Annotated in this window: 19 protein-coding genes and 1 pseudogene; 15 read left to right on the top strand and 5 right to left on the bottom strand. The window is 64.7% G+C overall.

Annotated elements, in window-relative coordinates; all coding sequences use genetic code 11:
- Positions 1–7: 7 nt before the first annotated feature.
- A complete protein-coding gene (gene mfd, locus ACKI1H_RS24765) occupies positions 8–3,472 on the bottom strand; it encodes a transcription-repair coupling factor (RefSeq protein ID WP_138526007.1) in 3,465 nt (1,154 codons plus the stop codon).
- 140 nt (positions 3,473–3,612) lie between these two features.
- On the opposite strand from mfd, the gene ACKI1H_RS24760 reads away from it, so the two are divergent.
- The 4 genes and pseudogenes from ACKI1H_RS24760 (at position 3,613) to sthA (ending at position 9,331) form a co-directional block, all read left to right on the top strand.
- Positions 3,613–5,079 (top strand): glyceraldehyde-3-phosphate dehydrogenase, encoded by a 1,467-nt coding sequence (locus ACKI1H_RS24760; RefSeq protein ID WP_138526008.1) that lies wholly within the window; start codon positions 3,613–3,615, stop codon positions 5,077–5,079.
- Positions 5,080–5,187: 108 nt separating this feature from the next.
- Positions 5,188–6,555 (top strand): annotated as a pseudogene (locus tag ACKI1H_RS24755) (amino acid permease); the annotation flags it as partial.
- A gap of 157 nt (positions 6,556–6,712) precedes the next feature.
- Entirely contained in the window at positions 6,713–7,726 is a 1,014-nt protein-coding gene (locus ACKI1H_RS24750) for an FAD:protein FMN transferase (protein ID WP_440466656.1), read from the top strand.
- Between the two features lie 210 nt (positions 7,727–7,936).
- On the top strand, positions 7,937–9,331 hold the full coding sequence (gene sthA, locus ACKI1H_RS24745; protein WP_045211662.1) for a Si-specific NAD(P)(+) transhydrogenase: 1,395 nt from the start codon (positions 7,937–7,939) through the stop codon (positions 9,329–9,331).
- A 42-nt stretch (positions 9,332–9,373) separates the two neighbouring features.
- Here sthA and ACKI1H_RS24740 read toward each other — a convergent pair whose 3' ends face one another.
- Genes ACKI1H_RS24740 through ACKI1H_RS24730 form a run of 3 tightly spaced genes read right to left on the bottom strand, consistent with a single transcriptional unit; the run spans position 9,374 to position 10,997 of the window.
- Positions 9,374–10,096, bottom strand: a complete 723-nt coding sequence (locus tag ACKI1H_RS24740) for a glycerophosphodiester phosphodiesterase (RefSeq protein WP_138526011.1) — start codon at positions 10,094–10,096, stop codon at positions 9,374–9,376.
- Positions 10,093–10,407, bottom strand: coding sequence for a phosphodiesterase (locus ACKI1H_RS24735; protein WP_138526012.1), 315 nt, complete (start codon positions 10,405–10,407; stop codon positions 10,093–10,095). Before ACKI1H_RS24735 ends, ACKI1H_RS24740 begins: the two co-directional genes overlap by 4 nt.
- Before the next feature lie 14 nt (positions 10,408–10,421).
- Positions 10,422–10,997, bottom strand: coding sequence for a PilZ domain-containing protein (locus ACKI1H_RS24730; protein ID WP_138526013.1), 576 nt, complete (start codon positions 10,995–10,997; stop codon positions 10,422–10,424).
- A gap of 124 nt (positions 10,998–11,121) precedes the next feature.
- Here ACKI1H_RS24730 and ACKI1H_RS24725 point away from each other — a divergent pair, with 124 nt between their 5' ends.
- Genes ACKI1H_RS24725 through ACKI1H_RS24715 form a run of 3 tightly spaced genes read left to right on the top strand, consistent with a single transcriptional unit; the run spans position 11,122 to position 14,316 of the window.
- Positions 11,122–12,375 (top strand): lipoprotein-releasing ABC transporter permease subunit, encoded by a 1,254-nt coding sequence (locus ACKI1H_RS24725; protein ID WP_440466655.1) that lies wholly within the window; start codon positions 11,122–11,124, stop codon positions 12,373–12,375.
- A complete protein-coding gene (lolD, locus tag ACKI1H_RS24720) occupies positions 12,368–13,057 on the top strand; it encodes a lipoprotein-releasing ABC transporter ATP-binding protein LolD (protein WP_024766679.1) in 690 nt (229 codons plus the stop codon). Before ACKI1H_RS24725 ends, lolD begins: the two co-directional genes overlap by 8 nt.
- A gap of 11 nt (positions 13,058–13,068) precedes the next feature.
- Positions 13,069–14,316: a lipoprotein-releasing ABC transporter permease subunit gene (locus ACKI1H_RS24715; RefSeq protein ID WP_440466654.1), complete on the top strand. Its 1,248-nt coding sequence runs from the start codon at positions 13,069–13,071 to the stop codon at positions 14,314–14,316.
- Between the two features lie 46 nt (positions 14,317–14,362).
- On the opposite strand, the gene ACKI1H_RS24710 is transcribed toward ACKI1H_RS24715, so the two are convergent.
- Positions 14,363–14,893, bottom strand: coding sequence for a DUF2062 domain-containing protein (locus tag ACKI1H_RS24710; protein ID WP_440466653.1), 531 nt, complete (start codon positions 14,891–14,893; stop codon positions 14,363–14,365).
- A gap of 151 nt (positions 14,894–15,044) precedes the next feature.
- On the opposite strand from ACKI1H_RS24710, the gene ACKI1H_RS24705 reads away from it, so the two are divergent.
- From ACKI1H_RS24705 to murB, 8 genes are all read left to right on the top strand, one after another.
- Entirely contained in the window at positions 15,045–17,255 is a 2,211-nt protein-coding gene (locus ACKI1H_RS24705) for a DNA internalization-related competence protein ComEC/Rec2 (protein WP_440468906.1), read from the top strand.
- Between the two features lie 71 nt (positions 17,256–17,326).
- The gene (locus ACKI1H_RS24700) at positions 17,327–17,962 is read left to right on the top strand and encodes a MotA/TolQ/ExbB proton channel family protein (RefSeq protein WP_017519262.1); all 636 of its coding nucleotides are present in this window, start codon (positions 17,327–17,329) and stop codon (positions 17,960–17,962) included.
- Positions 17,959–18,408, top strand: a complete 450-nt coding sequence (locus ACKI1H_RS24695; protein ID WP_045211644.1) for an ExbD/TolR family protein — start codon at positions 17,959–17,961, stop codon at positions 18,406–18,408. Before ACKI1H_RS24700 ends, ACKI1H_RS24695 begins: the two co-directional genes overlap by 4 nt.
- Positions 18,408–19,406, top strand: coding sequence for a tetraacyldisaccharide 4'-kinase (gene lpxK, locus ACKI1H_RS24690; RefSeq protein ID WP_440466652.1), 999 nt, complete (start codon positions 18,408–18,410; stop codon positions 19,404–19,406). Before ACKI1H_RS24695 ends, lpxK begins: the two co-directional genes overlap by 1 nt.
- 66 nt (positions 19,407–19,472) lie before the next feature.
- Positions 19,473–19,658, top strand: coding sequence for a Trm112 family protein (locus ACKI1H_RS24685; RefSeq protein WP_009621404.1), 186 nt, complete (start codon positions 19,473–19,475; stop codon positions 19,656–19,658).
- Between the two features lie 4 nt (positions 19,659–19,662).
- Positions 19,663–20,427: a 3-deoxy-manno-octulosonate cytidylyltransferase gene (kdsB, locus tag ACKI1H_RS24680; protein WP_440466651.1), complete on the top strand. Its 765-nt coding sequence runs from the start codon at positions 19,663–19,665 to the stop codon at positions 20,425–20,427.
- Positions 20,427–20,891 carry a low molecular weight protein-tyrosine-phosphatase gene (locus tag ACKI1H_RS24675; protein ID WP_440466650.1) on the top strand — a complete coding sequence of 155 codons (465 nt, stop codon included), beginning with the start codon at positions 20,427–20,429 and terminating at the stop codon, positions 20,889–20,891. The genes kdsB and ACKI1H_RS24675 overlap by 1 nt, the downstream gene beginning before the upstream one ends.
- Complete coding sequence (gene murB / locus ACKI1H_RS24670; RefSeq protein WP_440466649.1) at positions 20,888–21,907, top strand: UDP-N-acetylmuramate dehydrogenase; 1,020 nt, start codon at positions 20,888–20,890, stop codon at positions 21,905–21,907. The genes ACKI1H_RS24675 and murB overlap by 4 nt, the downstream gene beginning before the upstream one ends.
- Positions 21,908–22,014 lie beyond the last annotated feature (107 nt).

The following is a 22,014-nucleotide window of genomic DNA, read 5'->3' as shown; positions in this document are numbered from 1 at the left end:
GGGTTCCTTAGTGAGTCTGTGGCGTGAGGCGCTCGAGCAGCGCCTCCAGCGTGTTGAACCGTTCTTCCGGGCGCTCCATGGGCACCTGGAACTTGAAGAGGGTGGCCCCTTCGAATTTGTACCGATTGGGCTGGCTCTGGATCATCTTGATCAGCACCAGCGGGTCGACACAGGTATCGGCGGCGAATTCTACCCGTCCGCCCTGGGGGCCGGCATCTACCTTCACGATCCCGAGCTTTTCTGCCTGCAGTTTCAGCAAAGTCAGACGGATCAGGTTCTTCGCCGGGTCAGGCAGCAGGCCGAAACGGTCGATCATTTCCACCTGCAGCTCGCGCAGGCCGTCTTCGTCGGCGGCGTTGGCGATGCGCTTGTAGAGGATCAAGCGGGCGTGAACGTCCGGCAGGTAATCCTCGGGGATCAGCGCCGGTACGCGCAGGTTGATGTCCGGGCCGCCGCCCAGAGGCTGTTCCAGGTTCGGCTGCTCGCCCTTGCGGATGGCTTTCACCGCGCGCTCGAGCATGTCCATGTAGAGGGTGAAGCCCACTGCCTGGATCTGCCCGCTCTGGCCATCGCCGAGCAGTTCGCCGGCGCCGCGGATTTCCAGGTCATGGGTGGCCAGCACGAAACCGGCGCCGAGGTCCTGGGCGTTGGCGATGGCCTCCAGGCGCTTTTCGGCGTCCGGGGTCATCTGCTTGCGCGGCGGGGTGAGCAGGTAGGCGTAGGCCTGGTGGTGGCTGCGGCCGACACGCCCGCGCAGCTGGTGCAGCTGGGCCAGACCGAACTTGTCGGCGCGCTCGATGAGGATGGTGTTGGCGCTCGGCACGTCGATGCCGGTCTCGATGATGGTCGAGGCCACCAGCACGTTGAAGCGCTTGTGGTAGAAGTCGCTCATCACCCGTTCCAGGTCGCGCTCGTTCATCTGCCCGTGGCCGATGCCGATACGTGCCTCGGGAACCAGCTCCGCCAGGTCGCGGGCGCACTTCTCGATGGTCTTCACTTCGTTGTGCAGGAAGTACACCTGGCCGCCGCGCAGCAGTTCGCGCAACAGGGCTTCCTTGATCACCGACTTCTGCTCTTCCATGACGAAGGTGCGCACGGAGAGACGGCGCGCCGGTGGTGTGGCGATGATCGACAGGTCGCGCATGCCGGCCACCGCCATGTTGAGCGTGCGCGGGATCGGCGTGGCGGTGAGGGTGAGTATGTCCACCTCGCTGCGCAGCGCCTTGAGCTGCTCCTTCTGCCGTACGCCGAAGCGATGCTCCTCGTCGATGATGACCAGGCCGAGGTTCTTGAACTTCACATCGTCCTGCAACAGTTTGTGGGTGCCGATGACGATGTCGACCTTGCCCTCGGCGAGCTGCGCGACGGCGCCTTCGACTTCCTTGGCGGACTTGAATCGGCTCATTACCTCGACGCTCACCGGCCAGTCGGCGAAGCGGTCGCGGAAGCTGTTGTAGTGCTGCTGGGCGAGGAGGGTGGTGGGCACCAGCACGGCGACCTGTTTGCCGCTGTGCACCGCGACGAAAGCCGCGCGCATGGCCACTTCGGTCTTGCCGAAGCCCACGTCGCCACAGACCAGGCGGTCCATCGGCTTCTCCGAGAGCATGTCGGCGACCACCGCCTCGATGGCGGTCTGCTGGTCCGGGGTTTCCTCGAAGGGGAAGCCGGCGGAGAAGGTGGCGTAGTCGACCTGCGGGTCCTTGAACGCGTAGCCCTTGCGGGCGGCGCGGCGGGCGTAGATGTCGAGCAGCTCGGCGGCGACGTCGCGGACCTGTTCGGCGGCCTTGCGCTTGGCCTTCTGCCAGGTTTCCGAGCCCAGCTTGTGCAGCGGCGCCAGGGCGTCGTCGCTGCCGGTGTAGCGGGCGATCAGGTGCAGGTTGGCCACCGGCACGTAGAGCTTGGCTTCGTCGGCGTATTCCAGGGCGAGGAATTCGGCGTTCTGGCCGTCGATCTCCAGGGTGATCAGACCCATGTAGCGGCCGACACCGTGGTCGATGTGCACCACCGGTGCGCCTTCGCGCAGCTCGGTGAGGTTCTTGATGACGTTCTCGCCGCCGTCGCGGGTCTTCTCGCGGCGCCGACGCTGCATGACGCGCTGGCCGAACAGCGGGCTCTCGGCCACCAGGGCGATGCCCGGTTGGCCCTTGTCGGCATCCAGCAGCAGGCCTTCGTCCATCGGTGCGATGGTGATCGCCAGGCGGTCCTTGTGGGCCAGGAAGCCCGGCCAGCCTTCGACTTCCACCGGGCGCAGCTTCAACCGCGCCAGCAGTTCCAGCAGCACTTCGCGGCGACCGGCGGATTCAGCGGTAAAGAGGATGCGACCGTCGAACTGCTCGATGAACTGGCGCAGGCGTGCCAGCGGCTCAGTGGCCTTGGCCTCAATGGCCAGTTCAGGTAGCGCTTCGGCGGGGAAGCGTTCGCGGCCGACACCAACCTCGATCGGCTCCGGGCTGACCACCACGCGCGGCCAGTTTTTCAGGCGGGCGAAGCAGTCCTCTACCGGCAGGAACACTTCAGCGGGAGGCAGTAGTGGGCGCTCTGGGTCGTAGCGGCGGTCTTCGTAGCGGTTGCGAACATCAGTCCAGAACTGTTCGGCGGCGGTCTCGATGCCTGGCAGGGAGAACACCTGGGTGTCCTGCGGCAGGTAGTCGAACAGCGTCGACGTCTCGCCTTCTTCGAAGAACAGCGGGATGTAGTACTCGATGCCGGCGGGTGTCAGGCCGCTGGCCAGGTCCTGGTAGATCGGGCAGCGGCGGTAGTCGACGTCGAAGCGCTCGCGGAAACGACCACGGAAGCCGGTCACCGCCTCCTTGCGCAGCGGGAACTCGCGGGCCGGCAGCAGGCGGATGCTCTCCACCTTGTCGATGGAGCGCTGGGTTTCCGGATCGAATGTGCGCAGCGTCTCGATTTCGTCGTCGAACAGGTCGATGCGGTAGGGCAGCTCGCTGCCCATCGGGAACAGGTCGATCAGTGCGCCGCGCACGGCGAACTCGCCGTGTTCGTAGACGGTGTCCACGCAGCGGTAGCCGGCGGCCTCGAAGCGGCTGCGCATCTGCTCGACGTCGAGCTTCTGACCGACGTCCAGGACCAGGCTGCTGCCGAGCAGGAACTTGGCCGGTGCCAGGCGGTGCAGGGCGGTGGTGATGGGCACCACCAGCACGCCGCGGCGCAGTTCCGGCAGTTGATAGAGGGCGGCGACGCGCTGGGAAATGATGTCCTGGTGCGGCGAGAACACGTCGTAGGGCAGGGTTTCCCAGTCCGGCAGCTGCAGCACCGGCAGGTCCGGCGCAAAGAAGCGCAGCTCCTGCTCCAGACGCTCGGCGCTCTGGCTGTCGGCAGTCAGCAACAGGGTGAAACGTTTGGCTGGGCCGGCAGCTTCTGCGATGGCCAGGCTCAGGGCGGCTCCGGGGAGATTGCCCCAGGATTGTTTGCCGGCAGCGGTCGGCAGTGTAGGTATGCGCAGTACGGACACGGGCGTTCGTGGCTCCGGTCGAGGAATTTGACCGGCCGGATTGTAACTATCCCGATTGACGGATGTCAGTCATGCGACGGTCGCGGATTGCCGGAGAAGGTTCACACCGTCATAATGTAGCCCCTTTTTTCTTCTCCTACATGTGGAAGGTATTGCCCGTGACCCAGAAGCCCGACCAGTGTCTCGGTGAGTGGATCGATCGTGAAGCCCTCGCGGAAGCCATGATTCCGCTGATCGGTCAGCTGTACCGTAACAATAACGTGGTGACCTCGATCTACGGCCGTGGCCTGATCAACCGTTCGGTGATCGCGATCCTCAAAGCGCACCGTTTCGCCCGTCACCGCCTGGCCGAAGAAGGCGGGCTGTCGGTTCACGACACTTTCCCGATCCTCAAGGCGATGAGCGAGCTCAAGCTGGGCGCCGCTTCCGTAGACCTGGGCAAGATGGTTGCCAAGTTCAAGTCCGAAGGTAACGGCCGCAGCATCGAGCAGTTCACCAAGGACGAGCTGGCCGACGTGGTCGGCAAGCAGAACGGCGGCGCCCGCGAAGGCACCGACGTGGTCCTGTACGGTTTCGGTCGTATCGGCCGCCTGCTGGCCCGTATCCTCATCGAGAAGACCGGTGGTGGCGACGGCCTGCGCCTGCGCGCCATCGTCGTCCGCAAGGGCGCCGAGAACGACCTGGTCAAGCGCGCCAGCCTGCTGCGTCGTGACTCCGTGCATGGTCCGTTCGATGGCACCATCACCATCGACGAAGAACACAACACCATCACCGCCAACGGCAACCTGATCCAGGTGATCTACTCCAACGACCCGGCGTCGATCGACTACACCCAGTACGGCATCAAGAATGCCCTGCTGGTCGACAACACCGGCAAGTGGCGTGACGCCGAAGGCCTGGGCCAGCACCTGAAGTGCCCTGGCATCGACCGCGTGATCCTGACCGCTCCGGGCAAGGGCGCGCTGAAGAACGTCGTTCACGGCATCAACCATGGCGACATCACCGCTGACGACAAGATCGTCTCGGCTGCTTCCTGCACCACCAACGCCATCGTGCCGGTGCTGAAGGCTGTCAACGACCAGTACGGCATCGTCAACGGCCACGTCGAAACCGTTCACTCGTTCACCAACGACCAGAACCTGATCGACAACTTCCACAAAGGCAGCCGTCGTGGCCGCGCCGCGCCGCTGAACATGGTGATCACCGAGACTGGCGCCGCTACCGCTGCCGCCAAGGCTCTGCCGGTTCTCAAAGGCAAGCTGACCGGCAACGCCATCCGCGTTCCGACGCCGAACGTCTCCATGGCCATCCTGAACCTGAACCTGGAAAAGGCCACCAACCGCGAAGAGATCAACGAGTACCTGCGCCAGATGGCCATGCACTCGGACCTGCAGAAGCAGATCGACTTCGTGTCGTCCCAGGAAGTGGTTTCCACCGACTTCGTCGGTTCCCGCCATGCGGGCGTCGTCGATGCTGAGGCGACCATCGCCAACGACAACCGCGTCGTCCTGTACGTGTGGTACGACAACGAGTTCGGCTACAGCTGCCAGGTCGTCCGCGTGATGGAAGACATGGCTGGCGTGAACCCGCCGGCTTTCCCGCGCTGATTCAGGCGGTATAAGGGAAACGGGAGCTCTCGGGCTCCCGTTTTTCGTTACTGGCTCCACCATTCCAACGACAAAATCTGCCAACTCCTGAAACCGGAAAGACTTCAAATGGATGGACAACATCTGCACGAAGGCGAGCTGAAGCGTGGCCTGAAGAACCGCCACATCCAGCTGATCGCCCTCGGCGGCGCCATCGGTACCGGCCTGTTCCTGGGCTCTGCCGGCGTTCTGCAATCCGCCGGCCCGTCGATGATCCTCGGCTACGCCATCGGCGGCTTCATCGCCTTCCTGATCATGCGCCAACTGGGCGAGATGATCGTCGAGGAGCCCGTTGCCGGTTCCTTCAGCCACTTCGCGCACAAGTACTGGGGCGGTTTCGCCGGCTTCATGTCCGGCTGGAACTACTGGGTGCTGTACATCCTGGTGGGCATGTCGGAGCTGACCGCAGTCGGCAAGTACATCCAGTTCTGGTGGCCGGACTTCCCGACCTGGGCGACGGCGGCAGTATTCTTCGTCCTGATCAACGCCATCAACCTGTTCAACGTGAAGGCCTTCGGCGAGACCGAGTTCTGGTTCGCGATCATCAAGGTCGTCGCCATCATCGGCATGATCCTGCTCGGCGTCTGGCTGCTGGTCAGCGGCACCGGCGGTCCGCAGGCCTCGGTGAGCAACCTGTGGGCCCACGGTGGCTTCTTCCCCAATGGCTGGAAGGGGCTGATCATGGTCCTGGCGATCATCATGTTCTCCTTCGGTGGCCTGGAGCTGGTCGGCATCACTGCCGCCGAAGCCGCCGAGCCGAAAAAGGTGATTCCCAAGGCGATCAACCAGGTCATCTACCGGATCCTGATCTTCTACATCGGCGCCCTGGCCGTGCTGCTTTCGCTGTATCCCTGGGATGCCCTGCTGCAGAGCATCAGCAGCGCCGGCGACCCCTACAGCGGTAGCCCGTTCGTGAAGGTCTTCTCGCTGCTGGGTAGCGACATCGCGGCCAACATCCTGAACTTCGTGGTGCTCACCGCCGCGCTGTCGGTCTACAACAGCTGCGTGTACTGCAACAGCCGCATGCTCTTTGGCCTGGCCGAGCAGGGCGACGCCCCGCGTGCCTTCGCCAAGGTGGATGACCGTGGAGTACCGCTGCTGGCCATTGGTGTCTCGGCGTTCATCACCCTGGCCTGCGTGGTGGTCAACTATGTGATCCCGCACCAGGCGCTGGAGCTGCTGATGTCCCTGGTGGTCGCCGCGCTGGTGATCAACTGGGCGATGATCAGCCTGGCCCACATGAAGTTCCGCAAGGCCATGGTGGCCAAGGGCGTACAGCCGTTCTTCCGCGCGCTGTGGTACCCCTACGGCAACTGGCTGTGCCTGGCCTTCGTGGTGTTCATCCTCGGTATCATGCTGCAGATCCCTGGCATCGACGTGTCGGTGTACGCGATCCCGGTGTGGATCGTGCTGATGGGGGCGTGCTACCTGTTCAAGCGCAAGTCCCCGGCCAAGGCTGACGCCTGAACCGGTTGAGAAACGGGAGCTTCGGCTCCCGTTTTCTTTTGGTAATGCACCTTTGCCGGAGCGGAAACAGTGGCGCTGGGTGCTTGCGGTAGAATGCCCGGCGCCGCTCGCCTGGCGGCTGAAGGAGATGACCTTGTCCCGTGCAAGCCTGTTGATCCTGCTGGTTCTGGCAGCCCTGAGCGGTTGCGGGCAATCCGTCGAGCACTTCGGCGGGCCGACCATGGGCAGCAGCTACACCGTGCAGTACGTGCCAACTGGCAAGTCACCGGACGCGGCGAAACTCAAGAATGAGGTCGACGCGATCCTGGCAGGCCTGGACGAGCAGTTTTCCACTTACCGTGATGACTCCGTGGTGTCCCGCTTCAATGGCTTGCCTGCCGGTGCATGCATGGCCTTGCCGTCGGACATGCTGACGCTTTGGCGCTACGGCGAGCAGCTTTCGCAGCAGAGCGGCGGTGCTTTCGATCTCACCGTCGAGCCGCTGATGAACCTCTGGGGCTTCGGTCCACAGTCGCGCAGTGAGAAGGTGCCCGATGCCCCTGCACTGGAGCGTGAGCGCGCCCGTGTCGGTCATCGACATTTGCGTCTGAACGGCGAGCAGCTGTGCAAGGACGTGGACGCGCAACTGGACTTCGACAGCATCGTTGCCGGCTACGCGGTGGATCGGGTCAGTGCTCGGCTGGCTGAGCTGGGCCTGACCGATTACCTGGTGGAGATCACCGGGGAGCTCAAGGCTGTGGGCCACAAGCCCGATGGCAAACCCTGGCGTATCGCCCTGGAAGTGCCCAGCGGCGAGCGTGAGCGGCAGGTGGAGCGTTCGGTGGCGCTGGATGGCATTGGCTTGTCCACCTCCGGCGACTACCGCAATTATTTCGAGGAGGGTGGGCAGCGCTATTCGCACACGTTCGACCCGCGCACCGGGGCACCGGTCAGGCATGCCCTGGCGGCCGTCACGGTGGCGGAGGCACAGGCGTTGCGTGCCGATGGCCTGTCGACCCTGCTGATGGTGCTGGGGCCGGAGGAGGGCTATACCTTTGCCGAGCGCAATGGGCTGGCTGCTTTCTTCATCGTGCGCCAGGGCGAGGGTTTCGTGACGCGCGCGACGACGCGCTTCGAAGCGCTGTTCCCGTCGCCTGAATGAAAGCTTTGGCGGGCATGATGGCGGCCCGCAGGCTGGTCAGTGCATGTAGTGGCGGCAAAATTCGCCTACCTGCCGACCAACCGCTAATGTGCAGCCTTTTGCCGCAGGGCTAAGCTGCGCCAATGATTTCGATCCGCCTCGGCGCATGTGGTGCCGGGGCTTCGCCGGGAGCGCCAAGCGGGCGCCCCGGCCTGTTCTGAAGGAGTACGCATGGCTGTCTACAACTACGACGTGGTGATTCTCGGCACGGGCCCGGCAGGCGAGGGGGCGGCGATGAACGCCTCCAAGTACGGGCGCAAGCTGGCGGTGGTGGACAGCCGTCGCGTGGTCGGCGGCAACTGCACGCACCTGGGCACCATCCCGTCCAAGGCGCTGCGTCACTCGGTGAAGCAGATCATCGAGTTCAACACCAACCCGATGTTCCGCCAGATCGGCGAGCCGCGCTGGTTCTCCTTCCCCGACGTGCTGAAAAGCGCCGAGCGAGTGATCTCCAAGCAGGTCTCCTCGCGCACCGGCTACTACGCGCGCAACCGCATCGACATGTTCAACGGCACCGCCAGCTTCGTCGATGAGCGCACCGTTGAAGTCGTCACTCCTAGCGGCGCCGTGGAACGCCTGGTGGCCGACCAGTTCGTCATCGCTACCGGCTCGCGCCCGTATCGCCCCTCGGACATCAACTTCAACCACCCGCGTGTCTACGACAGCGACACCATCCTCTCGCTGAGCCATACCCCGCGCCGCCTGATCATTTACGGAGCCGGCGTGATCGGCTGCGAGTACGCCTCGATCTTCAGTGGCCTGGGCGTGCTGGTGGACCTGATCGACACCCGTGACCAGTTGCTGAGCTTCCTCGACGACGAGATTTCCGATGCGCTGAGCTACCACTTGCGCAACAACAACGTGCTGATCCGTCACAACGAGGAGTACGAGCGCGTGGAAGGCCTGGACAACGGCGTGATCCTGCACCTGAAATCGGGCAAGAAGATCAAGGCCGATGCTCTGCTGTGGTGTAACGGCCGTACCGGCAACACGGATCGCCTGGGCCTGGAAAACATCGGCATCAAGGTCAACAGCCGCGGCCAGATCGAGACGGACGAGAACTACCGCACCTCGGTGTCGAACATCTACGCCGCGGGCGATGTGATCGGCTGGCCGAGCCTGGCCAGCGCCGCCTACGACCAGGGGCGCTCGGCCGCCGGCAACATCGTCGAGCACGATGGCTGGCGCTTCGTGAATGACGTACCGACCGGCATCTACACCATTCCGGAGATCAGCTCCATCGGCAAGAACGAGCAGGAACTGACCGTGGCCAAGATCCCCTACGAAGTGGGCAAGGCCTTCTTCAAGGGCATGGCGCGTGCGCAGATCTCCAACGAGCCGGTGGGCATGCTGAAGATCCTGTTCCACCGTGACACCCTGGAAATCCTCGGTGTGCACTGTTTCGGCGACCAGGCTTCGGAGATCGTGCACATCGGCCAGGCGATCATGAACCAGCCGGGTGAGCTCAATACCCTGAAGTACTTCGTCAACACCACCTTCAACTATCCGACCATGGCCGAAGCCTACCGCGTAGCGGCGTTCGACGGCCTGAACCGGATTTTTTGAAATACCCCGACCGGCGGCCTGAGCCGGTCGGGGAGAACCTGCTCAGCGATTCCCGATCGTGGCAGTGGCCAAACCGGGAAAGTCTGTGATCAGGCTATCCACGCCAAAATCGGCGAGCCGGCGCATCAGCGCCGGCTCGTTGACCGTCCAGACCGACACATGCAGCCCCTGCTTCTGTGCTTTCAGCAAGCGCTCCGGGGTGCACAGCATCCAGTTCAGCGCCAGCAGATCACAGCCGTAGTGCGCGGCGACCTTCAGCGGGTCGAGCCAAGCGTATTCGGCGACCAGTCCGCGCGACAGATCCGGCGCCAGTTCTTCCAGCGCGCGCAGCACCGTACGCGAACTCGAGGTCACGGTGATCCGGTCGCGCAGGCCGAAACGGCCCACCAGCTGGTGGATCGCCTGCACCGTGCGGCCAGCACGATCCTTCGACGCGCTTTTCACTTCCAGCTGCCAGTGCTCGAACTCGCAACGCTCGAACAGCTCCGCCAGACGCGGGATGGGGCAGGGGCGCACCCAGCCCGGACCGCCGTCGCGGGCGTCCATGGTCACCAGGTCGTCCGCCAGTTGCTCGGATACCTTGCCGCGGCGGCCGGTAGTGCGTTTGAGCGTCGGGTCGTGGATCACCATCAGCTCGCCGTCGCGGGACAGGTGCAGGTCCAGTTCACAGCGCTTCACGCCATGTTCCAGGCAGCGCAGGAAGCTGTTCAGGGTGTTTTCCGGTGCTTCGCCTTTGGCGCCGCGATGGCCATAGATCAGAGTCACTGGGGCTCCTTGGGAGTCGGGGAGAGGTCCTTGAGGTATTGCGAACGGTGCTGGCGGACGGCATCGACCACCACTCCGCTCTCGAAATAGACGCTGAACTCGCGGTAGTCCCAGCGCGAAATGGGCGGCTTGCCCACCGCCGGATGTTCCTCGTCCGGCAGGCCGAAACGCTCCAGCACCGCCTTCTGGGTCTCGCCGCGGGCCGGCAGCGCGATGTGCGGGTCGCCCTGGGAGCCCACAGGTATCTCAATGGTATCGGCCAGCAGTGGCAACGGGGTGACAAGGCTCAACAGGAGCAGCAGATGGCGCATGGATGTCCTAGGGTTCATTCTTCGCGGGCCTTGGCCTGCCGGCGTTCCAACGCCTGGCGCTGGAGGATATGACGGGCCAGCAGTTGCCGTTGGGTATCGCCGAGTATGTCGAATTCGGTGCCGATCTCGTAGTCGCCCTCGGGTTGTTGCTGGCAGTGGGTGACCTTGGCACGCAGCAGCATGCCCAGGCCTTGTGGCAGCAGGACAATCTTGAGTGCCAGAGGCTGGCCTACGGGGAGCGCCTGGTCGTCGCGGAAATTGATGCCGCCTTCGGACAGCGTCACCTTGCGCGCCGGGCCGATCTCGCTGAGCAGGCTCTGGGTGAGGGCCTGGGCGATCAGGTCGATGCGCTTGTTCATCACCTTCAGGTAGCTGGCCAGCGGGCGGTCGCGCTCATTGATATGCCGCAGCAGGTGCTGCGACTCGAAGTCGGTCAGGTGCAGGTCGCTGAGCAGATTGAACAGCGCGGAATCATCCTGAAGCACTTCTTGCGACTGGATTTCGTCCTCGCGCAGCGGGCGAAATTCCAATGCGAGCGTGTCTTCAATACGATAGTATTCGCGGCGGTCATCCGCGTCTGGAGTGGACATGGCGAACCCACGGCGGCAGTGATGGTCTGAGTGTAAAGCCGCCTGCCGAGCCTCGCCACACGGAAGTCGTACGCCAGATGGAACTGACGCTCGACGCACTCTTCATCTTCTCAATCGGCCCCACATGTTCAGACCTCTTTCCGTCTACATCGGAACGCGCTACACACGCGCCAAACGCCGCAGCCACTTCGTTTCCTTCATTTCGCTCACTTCCATGATCGGCCTCGCGTTGGGCGTGGTGGTGATGATCGTGGTGCTCTCGGTGATGAATGGCTTCGACCACGAGATGCGCACCCGCGTGCTGGGCATGGTGCCCCACGCCACGGTCGAGTCCTACCAGCCCATCTCCGACTGGCGGGGCATCGCCGGGCAGATCAAGACCCAGCACCCTAACGTGCTGGAGGTCGCACCCTTCATCCAGATGCAGGGCCTGCTCAGTGCCGGCGGCACGGTACAGAAGGTGCTGATCAACGCCGTGGATCCGAACGAGGAAAGCAAGGTCTCAATCATCGACCAATTCTTCCAGGAAGGCTCGCTCTCGAGCCTCAAGCCCGGCGAGTTCGGCATCCTGATCGGTGACAAGGCGGCGAAGAACCTCGGCGTGAAGCTGGGCGACAAGGTCACCTTCATCGCCCCGGAAGTCTCGGTCACCCCGGCCGGCATGTTCCCGCGCATGAAGCGCTTCACCGTGGTCGGTACCTTCCACGTCGGCGCCGGTGAGCTGGATGGCTACGTCGCCATGGTCCACATCGACGACGCCGCGCGCATGCGCCGTCTCAAGGAAGGCCAGGTCGAAGGGCTGCGCCTGAAGCTCGATGATTTGTTCCAGGCGCCGCGTACCGCCTGGGAAATCGCCCGCACCCTGAAGGGCAACGACTATTTTGCCCGCGACTGGACCCGCAGCCACGGCAACCTGTATCAGGCGATCCGCATGGAAAAATCCATGATCGGCCTGTTGCTGCTGCTGATTGTCGCGGTCGCCGCGTTCAACATCATTTCCACCCTGGTCATGGTCGTCACCGACAAGAAGGCCGACATCGCCATCTTGCGTACCCTGGGCGCCACACCGGGGCAGATCATGGCGACTTTCATGGTGCAGGGCACGGTGATCGGCGTGATCGGCACCTTCATCGGCGGCGTGCTGGGCATCCTCGCGGCGCTCAATGTCAGCTCCGCCATCGCCCTGCTGGAGCGCCTGCTGGGTCACAAATTCCTCAACGCGGACGTCTACTTCATCGATTACCTGCCTTCGCAACTGATGAGCGAGGACGTGATCCTGGTGTGCAGCGCCGCGCTGATCCTGAGTTTCTTCGCCACCCTGTATCCGGCCTGGCGTGCGGCCCGCACCCAGCCCGCGGAGGCATTGCGTTATGAGTAACAACGATCAGGCCGTCCTGAGCTGCCGAGACCTCGGCAAGCGCTACGAGGAAGGCCCGCAATCGGTCGAAGTGCTGTCCAATGTGCAACTGGAACTGCTGCCGGGCGAGCGCGTCGCCATCGTCGGTAGCTCCGGTTCGGGCAAGAGCACCCTGCTGAACATGCTCGGCGGCCTGGATACCCCCAGCACCGGCAGCGTCTGGCTGGCCGGTGAGCAGCTGTCGGCGCTGAACGAAAAGCAGCGCGGCCTGCTGCGCAACCGCGCGCTGGGCTTCGTCTACCAGTTCCACCACCTGCTGCCCGAGTTCACCGCCCTGGAGAACGTCTGCATGCCGCTGCTGATCGGCAAGACGCCGATCCCCGAGGCGCGTCAGCGTGCCACTGCGCTGCTGGAGCGCGTGGGTCTGGGCCATCGCCTGAGCCACAAGCCGTCCGAGCTGTCCGGTGGTGAGCGCCAGCGCGTGGCCATCGCCCGCGCCCTGGTCAATACGCCGAAGCTGGTGCTGCTCGACGAGCCCACCGGCAACCTCGACCAGCACACTGCCCACGGTATCCAGGAGCTGATGCTGGAACTGTCGCAATCCCTGCGTACCGCCTTCCTGGTGGTGACCCACGACACCCACCTCGCCCAGCAGATGGACCGTGTGCTGCGCCTGGAGGAGGGCCGGCTGGTCGCCGCCTGAGGGATAACGGAATGTTCAGACCCCTGTCCGTCTTCATCGGCACCCGCTATACCCGTGCCAAGCGACGCAACCATTACATCTCGTTCATCTCCCTGACCTCGATGATCGGCCTTGCCCTGGGCGTGCTGGCGATGATCGTGGTGCTCTCGGTAATGAACGGCTTCCAGAAGGAAATGCGCTCGCGAATACTCGGCATGGTCCCGCATGCCGTGCTGCAGAAAACCAGCGGTCCGCTGGACGACTGGCAGCGCGTCGCCGACGTGGCGAAGCAGAACCCGAAGATCGTCGGCGCGGTACCCTACACCGAAGTCGACGGCATGCTCTCCTACAAGGGCATGATGCAGCCCATCGAGGTCGATGGCGTCGATCCGGCGCTGGAAACCCAGGTGTCGATCATCGGCCAGCACATGGTTCGCGGCAGCCTCGATGACCTCAAGGCCACCGAGTTCGGCGTGGTCATCGGTGAGATCATCGCGCGTCGCTTCCACGTCAACGTCGGTGACAGCCTGCTGCTGATCGTTCCAGAGCCGAGCACCGCGCCTGGCGGCATCACCCCGCGCATGCAGCGCCTGAACGTGGTCGGCATCTTCAAGGTCGGTGCCGAACTGGACAGCACCCTGGCGCTGATCCACGTGGACGACGCGGCGAGCCTGATGCGTTGGCAGCCCGGCCAGGTGCAGAGCGTGCGCATCGCCCTGAAGGACCTGTTCCTGGCGCCAGAGGTGGGTGCAGCCATTGCCAGACAGTTGGGCGACGGCTACCGCTCGGTGGACTGGACCCACACCCAGGGCAGCCTGTTCAGCGCGATGAAGATGGAAAAGACCATGATCGGCCTGCTGTTGCTGCTGATCGTCGCGGTCGCCGCCTTCAACATCATCGCCACCCTGATCATGGTCGTGGCCGACAAGCGCGCGGACATCGCCATCCTGCGTACCCTGGGCGCCACACCCAAGCAGATCATGGCGATCTTCATGGTGCAGGGCACGGTGATCGGCCTGATCGGCACCGTCATCGGCTGCGTACTGGGCGTACTCGCGGCGTACAACGTCACCGCCATCGTCTCGACCCTGGAGCGGATTGCCGGCACCCACGTGTTCAACTCGGATATCTACTTCATCAACTACCTGCCGTCCGACCCGCAGATCAGCGACATTGTGCTGATCTGCGTCGCGGCGCTGTCGATGAGTTTCCTCGCCACGCTTTATCCAGCCTGGCGCGCGGCCTCGACCCAGCCGGCGGAATCGCTGCGTTACGAGTGATTCACCGGCCCATGAAAAAGCCGCCCTTCGGGGCGGCTTTTTCGTTTCAGAGACCTTGCTGCAGATTGCGCAGCGCCCGGCGACGTCGCCAGCTGCGGCCGATCCACCAGCGCCAGTAACCCTCGGTGAGCAGGTAGCCGAGGATGCCCACCAGGATGCCGCAGATCACCGAGCCCAACAGGAAGGGCTGCCAGAGCATCGCCAGTTCGCCGCTGATCCATTCCCAGGTCAGGTGGTCGGGCAGCGCGCGCGCCGGGATGCCCATGACCCAGGCGCCCATCTTGTAGGTGCAGTAGAACACCGGCGGCATGGTGATCGGGTTGGTCAGCCAGACCAGCCCCACCGAAATGGGCAGATTGGCGCGCACCCAGACCGCCAGCGAGGCGGCCAGCAGCATCTGCAGCGGGATGGGAATGAACGCGGCGAACAGCCCCATGCCCATGGCGCGGGACACGGAGCGGCGATTCAGGTGCCAGAGGTTGGGCGACTGGATCAGCGGTCCGAGAAAGCGCAGGCCCTTGTGGTTCCTGATGCTCTCCGGATCCGGCATGTAGCGCTTGAAGATTCGGCGCGGCATGGAGGAAATCTCTGGCAGACGGACGACGCACCATTATGCCTAGCTAGGTGACAGTCATTCGTTGCCAACTATGTCCGTGTGTAACCGCCGCCGGCCCATCGGATCGGCGGTCGCACCGGGTAGGGGAGTCGCTCCGTTGCCTCTTACAGGGATGTTCGCGCTGGCCCTGGGATTGCTGGCGCTGCGCTGGATGCCGGCACTTCCATCCGGCTGGGTCCTGCTGCTTCTCGCACTGATCGCGTTGCCCTTGTTATTCACTCGCGGCTACTTCATCGGCCTGTTCCTGCTCGGATTCGCCTGGGCCTGTCAGTCGGCGCAGTGGGCACTGGATGACCGCCTGGCGCCGGAACTGGACGGCCGCACGCTATGGCTGGAGGGTAGGGTGGAGGGGCTGCCGGATCGCTCCGGGCCCTCGGTGCGCTTCCTGCTCGCCGATGTCTCCAGCCCTCGTACGAAGGTCCCTGGCACGCTGCGCCTGTCCTGGTTCGGCGGGCCACCGGTGGAGGGCGGCGAGCGCTGGCGCTTGGCGGTGAAACTCAAGCGTCCCCACGGCATGGCCAATGGTGCGGGGTTCGACTACGAGGCCTGGCTCACCGCCCAGCGTATCGGTGCCACCGGCAGCGTGAAGGATGGGCAGCGCCTGGAGGCTTCCAGCGGTCCTCGCGCCTGGCGCGAAGCCTGGCGGCAACGCCTGCTGGCGGTGGACGCCCACGGTCGTTCCGGGGCGCTCGCCGCCCTCGTGCTCGGCGATGCCTCCGGGTTGACCACGGCGGACTGGCAGGTCCTGCAGGACACCGGAACCCTGCACCTGATGGTGATTTCCGGTTCGCACATCTCGCTGCTGGCCGGCCTGCTCTATGCGTTGGTCGCTGGGCTGGCGCGGCTTGGCTGCTGGCCTGCGCGCCTGCCCTGGTTGCCTTGTGCCTGCCTGCTGGCCGCAAGCGGTGCCTGGACCTACAGCCTGATGGCGGGGTTCGAGGTGCCGTTGCAGCGCGCCTGCGTCATGGTCTCTATCGTCCTGCTGTGGCGTCTGCGCTACCGCCATCGAGGGCTGTGGACGCCCTTGCTCGGCGCCTTGCTGACGGTACTGCTGGTCGAGCCGCTGGTGGTGCTGTTGCCGGGCTTCTGGCTGTCCTATGCGGCGGTGGCGTTGCTGATCTTCGGGTTCTCGGGTCGGCTGGGGCGCTGGACCGCCTGGCGGACCTGGCTGCGTGCGCAATGGCTGATGGCAGTCGGGTTGCTGCCGGCTTCCATCGCCCTGGGGTTGCCGCTGAGTGTTTCCGGCGTGGTCGCCAACCTGATCGCGGTGCCCTGGGTGGAGCTGATCGTGGTGCCGCTGGCCCTGATGGGGAGTTTGGCGCTTGGGCTTCCCTGGCTTGGCGAGGCATTGCTCTGGATCTCGGGCGGTCTGCTGGAGCTGCTGTTCCGCTTGCTGGGCTGGATGGCTGGGCTGGCGCCGGCCTGGCAGCCGGTAGCGGCGCCGATCTGGGCGGTGGTGCTGGCGATGCTGGGGGCGCTCCTGCTGCTTGCGCCGGCTGGTGTGCCATTGCGTTTGCTGGGCCTGGCGATGTTCCTGCCGGTGTTCTGGCCGACGGTGCCGCTGCCCGCGCCCGGCATGGCCGAGATCCGTGTGCTGGACGTGGGGCAGGGGCTTTCAGTGCTGATCCGTACTCGCAGCCAGGCCTGGCTCTATGACACTGGGGCGCGCAATGGCGATTTTGACATCGGCGAGCGCGTTGTCGTGCCGACGCTGCGCAGCCTGGGGATCGGTCGTCTGGATATGTTGATGCTCAGCCACGCGGACAACGACCATGCCGGCGGCGCCATGGCGGTGAAGAGCTCGTTGCAGCCAGTTCAAGTCATCAGCGGCGAGCCAGAGCGTCTGCCAAGGGAGCTGCAGGCCCGGCCCTGTCGCGTCGACGAGTGGGCAATCGACGGCGTTCGACTCTCCAGCTGGGCATGGGCGGGTGCCCGGGAAAGCAACGACCGCTCCTGCGCCCTGGAAATCGAAGCCAACGGCGAGCGCATCCTGCTCACCGGCGACCTGCCGCAACCCGCCGAGCTGGCATGGCTGGCGGCGCATCCGGGCGAACGCATCGACTGGTTGCTGGCGGGACATCACGGCAGCCGCAGCTCCTCCGGGCTGGCCTTCCTCCGAGCGATCCGGCCGTCGACGGCGATCATCTCGCGCGGCGCCAACAACCCTTATGGCCATCCGCACCCGTCGGTCGTCGAGCGCTTCCGCGCGCTGGGCATACGGATTCAGGATACGGCGGAGCAGGGCGCGCTGACCCTGACGCTCGGTGCCCATGGCGAGGTCCGGGGAGTGCGGGAAGGTGCACATTTCTGGCAGGAAAATTGAGCCTTGGGCGGTCGGCTCGCCACGGCCCCTGTGCTAGAGTGGCGCCACTTTTTTTCAGGGGATTCACCACTGTGTGGGAACTGGTCAAAGCTGGCGGCTGGATGATGCTGCCGATCTTGCTGAGCTCCGTCGCTGCCATGGCGATCGTCGCCGAACGTCTCTGGACCCTGCGCTTGAGCCGCGTGGCCCCGCCGCAGCTGCTCGGCCAGGTGTGGAAGCAGATCAAGGACAAGAAGATGAACAGTCAGGCCCTCAAGGACCTGCGTGCGTCTTCCCCGCTGGGTGAAATCCTCGCCGCCGGCCTGGCCAACTCCAAGCACGGTCGCGAGATCATGAAGGAGTGCATCGAGGAAGCCGCTTCCCGCGTCATCCACGAACTGGAGCGCTACCTCAACGCCCTGGGCACCATCGCCGCCATGGCGCCGCTGCTCGGCCTGCTGGGCACCGTGTTCGGCATGATCCAGATCTTCAGCGCCTTCATGGGCGATGGCATGGCCAACGCGCCGATGCTCGCCGGCGGTATCTCCAAGGCCCTGATTACCACCGCGGCTGGCCTGATCGTGGCGATCCCGGCGGTGTTCTTCCACCGCTACCTGCTGCGCCGGGTCGATGAGCTGGTCATCGCCATGGAGCAGGAAGCCATCAAGCTGGTGGAAGTGACCCAGGGTGACCGCGAAGTCGACTTCGTCGAGGAAGGCAAAGCGTGAAATTCCGCCGCAGAGCGGGCGGAGCGGCCCGCGAGGACGTCTTCATCAACCTGGCGTCGCTGATCGACGTGATCTTCGTGCTGCTGCTGTTCTTCGTGGTCGCCACCTCGTTCACCAAGCCGTCGCAGCTCAAGGTCGAACTGCCTGAAGCGGTCAGCGGCACGCCGCCCGAAGCCACCGAGATCAAGCAGCTGGAAATTTCCATCAGCCTCGAAGGTCACTACGCACTCAACGGCCAGAGCCTGGCGCGTGATGACCTGGAAAACCTGATGAACGCGATGCAGCGGGAATCTGCCGGTGACAACAGCCTGCCGGTAGTGATCACTGCCGACGGCAAGGTGGACTACCAGTCCGTGGTTACCGCGATGGATGCCGCTGGCAAGCTGGGCTTCACTCACCTGCGCATTACCACCATCGAGTCCCGGGCGGACAAGAAGACCCCCTGATGGCGTTCTCCGACCGCCTGCTCGACGCCTGGTACAAGGGCCATTCGGCCCTGGTTCTGCTCAGGCCGCTTGAACGGCTCTACCGGCGTGTCGCCCAAGGCCGCCGGCAGGACTTCCTCTCCGGCGCCAAGCCCGCCTACCGCGCTCCTGTACCGATCATCGTGGTTGGCAACATCACTGTGGGTGGCACCGGCAAGACTCCGATGATTCTCTGGCTGATCGAACACTGCCGCGCCCGCGGTCTGAAGGTCGGTGTGGTCAGCCGTGGCTACGGCGCGAAACCGCCGCAGACGCCCTGGCGCGTGCGCGCCGAGCAGTCGGCGGCGGAGGCGGGCGACGAGCCGTTGATGATCGTGCGCCGCAGCGGCGTGCCGCTGATGATCGACCCGGATCGCTCCAGTGCCGTGCGCGCGCTGCTGGCTGAGGAAGCACTGGACCTGATTCTCTGCGACGATGGCCTGCAACATTACCGCCTGGCCCGCGATCTGGAGCTGGTGCTGATCGACGCTGCCCGGGGCCTGGGCAACGGCCGCTGCCTGCCCGCAGGGCCGCTGCGCGAACCCGCCGAGCGACTGGCCGAAGTCGACGCCGTGCTGCACAACGGCGCGCCGTCCGATCCGCCCGGCGCCTTCTCTTTCGGCCTGCGACCTTCTGCCCTGGTCAACCTGACCAGCGGCGAACACCGTGGTGTCGAGCATTTCCCCGTCGGTCAGCAGGTGCATGCCGTGGCCGCAATCGGCAACCCCCAGCGTTTCTTCGCAACGCTCGAGGCGCTAAACTGGCGGCCGATTCCGCATCCCTTCCCCGACCATGCGGCCTTTACCGCCGAGCAGCTGCGCTTCACGCCGGAACTGCCGCTGGTCATGACCGAGAAGGACGCGGTGAAATGCCGGTCCTTCGCCGCACCCGACTGGTGGTACCTCGCCGTCGAAGCGCAGCCGTCACCGGCCTTCGTCGCCTGGTTCGATGCCCAGCTCGAGCGCCTGCTCGCTCGCTGATTTGCCGTCGAAATCCGGCGCCGTCCGCATTCAAACTGTTCGCTGTTTAAGCTCAAGGAACGCACCATGGACCCGAAACTCCTCGATATCCTCGCCTGTCCGCTGTGCAAGGGCCCGCTCAAGCTCACCGACGACAAGTCCGAGCTGATCTGCAAGGCCGACGGCCTGGCCTACCCGGTGCGCGACGGCATTCCGGTGATGCTCGAAGGCGAGGCGCGTACCCTGAACGTCGACGAGCGTCTGGACAAATAACGCCATGACCCAGGCCTACACCGTCGTCATTCCCGCTCGCTACGCCTCCACCCGCCTGCCCGGCAAGCCGCTGCAGGACATCGCCGGCAAGCCGATGATCCAGCACGTCTGGGCGCAGGCCGGCAAAAGCTCAGCCGCACAGGTGGTGGTCGCCACCGACGATCAGCGCATCTTCGAGGCCTGCCAGGGCTTCGGCGCCCAGGTGGTGCTGACCCGCGCCGACCACAACTCCGGCACTGATCGCCTGGCGGAAGTGGCCGACGCGCTGGGCCTGGCCGACGACGCCATTGTGGTCAACGTGCAGGGCGACGAACCGCTGGTACCGCCGTCGATCATCGATCAGGTGGCCGCCAACCTCGCGGCGCACCCGGAGGCGGGTATCGCCACCCTGTGCGAGGAAATCCACGACCCGGCCGCGTTGTTCAACCCGAACATCGTCAAGGTGGTCAGCGACAAGAATGGCCTGGCGCTGACCTTCAGTCGCGCCACGCTGCCCTGGGCGCGCGATGCCTTCGCGGTGGACCGCGAAAGCCTGCCGGCCAGCGTGCCGTACCGCCGCCACATCGGCATCTACGCCTACCGCGCACGCTTCCTGCGCGATTTCGTGGCCTGGGGCCCGTGCTGGCTGGAAGACACCGAGTGCCTGGAGCAGTTGCGTGCGCTCTGGCATGGCGTGCGCATCCACGTGGCTGACGCCCTGGAAGCGCCGCAAGCCGGCGTCGACACCCCGGAAGACCTGGAGCGTGTCCGGCGCATCCTGGGGGCCTGATGAAGGTCCTGTTCGTCTGCCTGGGCAACATCTGCCGCTCGCCCACCGCCGAAGGCGTGTTCCGCCACAAGGTGCGTGAAGCGGGACTCGAGGGTCATATCGAGATCGATTCGGCCGGCACCGGCGACTGGCACGTCGGCAAGGCGCCGGATGCGCGCACCCGAGCGGCGGCGCAGCGCCGTGGCTATGACCTGTCGAGCCTGCGCGCACGGCAGGTCAGCATCGCCGACTTCTCCCGTTATGACCTGATCCTGGCCATGGATAACGCCAACCTGCGTGATCTGAAGGGGCTGCGCGGCAGTCACGGCAAGGCTGAGCTGGATCTGTTCCTGCGCCGCTACGAGCTGGAAATCGACGAAGTCCCTGATCCCTACTACGGCGGCGAGGACGGTTTCGAGCAGGTGCTGGATCTGGTGGAAAGGGCCTGCGATGGCCTGCTGACGGAAGTGAAGGGGCGCCTGTGACGCTGCAACTGCAAGAACGCATTTCCCTCAAGCCCTACAACACCTTCGGTGTCGAAGTCGCGGCGCGCTGGTTCGCTCAGGCCCACGACGACGACGAGGTGCGCGCGGCTATCGCTGCTGCTGCCGAAAAGGGCCTGCCGCTGATGGTGATCGGTGGCGGCAGCAACCTGCTGCTGACCCGTGACATCGACGCGCTGGTGCTGCGCATGGCTTCCCGTGGCGTGCGTGTCGTCAGTGATGACGGTGAGCGCGTGCTGGTCGAGGCGGAAGCTGGCGAGGTGTGGGATGACTTCGTGCGCTGGACCCTGGCGCAGGGACTGGGGGGGCTGGAAAACCTCAGCTTGATTCCCGGCACTGTCGGCGCTGCGCCGATGCAGAACATCGGCGCATATGGCGTCGAGATCAAGGATGTGTTTGCCGGCCTGACCGCGCTGGACCGCGAGTGCGGCGAGTTGCGCGAGTTCGGCCTGGAAGACTGCGCCTTTGCCTACCGTGAGAGTCGCTTCAAGCGCGAGCCGGGGCGCTGGCTGATCCTGCGCGTACGCTTCACCCTGAGTCGCGTGACGAAGCTGCATCTGGACTATGGGCCAGTGCGTCAGCGACTGGCAGAGGAGGGCGTGACTGCGCCGACGCCGGCCGATGTCTCGCGAGTGATCTGCGCGATCCGCCGCGAGAAGCTCCCTGATCCGGCGGTGCTGGGCAATGCCGGCAGTTTCTTCAAGAACCCGGTGGTTTCCGCAAAGCAGACCGAAGCGCTGCGCCAGCGTTACAGCGATCTGGTGGCGTATCCGCAGGGCGATGGCCAGATGAAGCTGGCTGCCGGCTGGTTGATCGACAAGGCAGGCTGGAAGGGCTTCCGCGATGGCGCGGTGGGCGTGCATGCGCAGCAGGCGTTGGTGCTGGTGAACTACGGCGGCGCCACCGGGGCTCAGCTGCATGCAGTGGCTGAGCGCATTCGTGACGATATTCAACAGCGCTTCGGCGTGGAGTTGGAGATGGAGCCGAATCTCTACTGAGTTCGCTTCCAATAAAAAGGGGATGCCAAGGCATCCCCTTTTTTGTGGCCGCTTGTTGGGAGCTTTTGGTAGGAGCGAGCTTGCTCGCGAACGGTCCAGCGCCTGAG

The organism is Pseudomonas sp. YH-1, from assembly GCF_051990045.1.
Lineage (GTDB): Bacteria > Pseudomonadota > Gammaproteobacteria > Pseudomonadales > Pseudomonadaceae > Pseudomonas > Pseudomonas nicosulfuronedens.
The sequence above is the reverse complement of the archived record's forward strand: the minus strand, read 5'-3'. Positions and strand labels throughout refer to the sequence as shown.

Bases quoted from the DNA above. Each gene is read 5' to 3' on its own strand.
- ACKI1H_RS24705 (WP_440468906.1), top strand. From the start codon at position 15,045: ATGTTCGCGCTGGCCCTGGGATTGCTGGCGCTGCGCTGGATGCCGGCA.
- kdsB (WP_440466651.1), top strand. From the start codon at position 19,663: ATGACCCAGGCCTACACCGTCGTCATTCCCGCTCGCTACGCCTCCACC.
- lpxK (WP_440466652.1), top strand. From the start codon at position 18,408: ATGGCGTTCTCCGACCGCCTGCTCGACGCCTGGTACAAGGGCCATTCG.
- ACKI1H_RS24750 (WP_440466656.1), top strand. From the start codon at position 6,713: ATGACCTTGTCCCGTGCAAGCCTGTTGATCCTGCTGGTTCTGGCAGCC.
- sthA (WP_045211662.1), top strand. From the start codon at position 7,937: ATGGCTGTCTACAACTACGACGTGGTGATTCTCGGCACGGGCCCGGCA.
- ACKI1H_RS24725 (WP_440466655.1), top strand. From the start codon at position 11,122: ATGTTCAGACCTCTTTCCGTCTACATCGGAACGCGCTACACACGCGCC.
- ACKI1H_RS24685 (WP_009621404.1), top strand. From the start codon at position 19,473: ATGGACCCGAAACTCCTCGATATCCTCGCCTGTCCGCTGTGCAAGGGC.
- ACKI1H_RS24715 (WP_440466654.1), top strand. From the start codon at position 13,069: ATGTTCAGACCCCTGTCCGTCTTCATCGGCACCCGCTATACCCGTGCC.
- ACKI1H_RS24760 (WP_138526008.1), top strand. From the start codon at position 3,613: ATGTGGAAGGTATTGCCCGTGACCCAGAAGCCCGACCAGTGTCTCGGT.
- ACKI1H_RS24675 (WP_440466650.1), top strand. From the start codon at position 20,427: ATGAAGGTCCTGTTCGTCTGCCTGGGCAACATCTGCCGCTCGCCCACC.
- ACKI1H_RS24735 (WP_138526012.1), bottom strand. From the start codon at position 10,407: ATGCGCCATCTGCTGCTCCTGTTGAGCCTTGTCACCCCGTTGCCACTG.
- ACKI1H_RS24710 (WP_440466653.1), bottom strand. From the start codon at position 14,893: ATGCCGCGCCGAATCTTCAAGCGCTACATGCCGGATCCGGAGAGCATC.
- lolD (WP_024766679.1), top strand. From the start codon at position 12,368: ATGAGTAACAACGATCAGGCCGTCCTGAGCTGCCGAGACCTCGGCAAG.
- ACKI1H_RS24730 (WP_138526013.1), bottom strand. From the start codon at position 10,997: ATGTCCACTCCAGACGCGGATGACCGCCGCGAATACTATCGTATTGAA.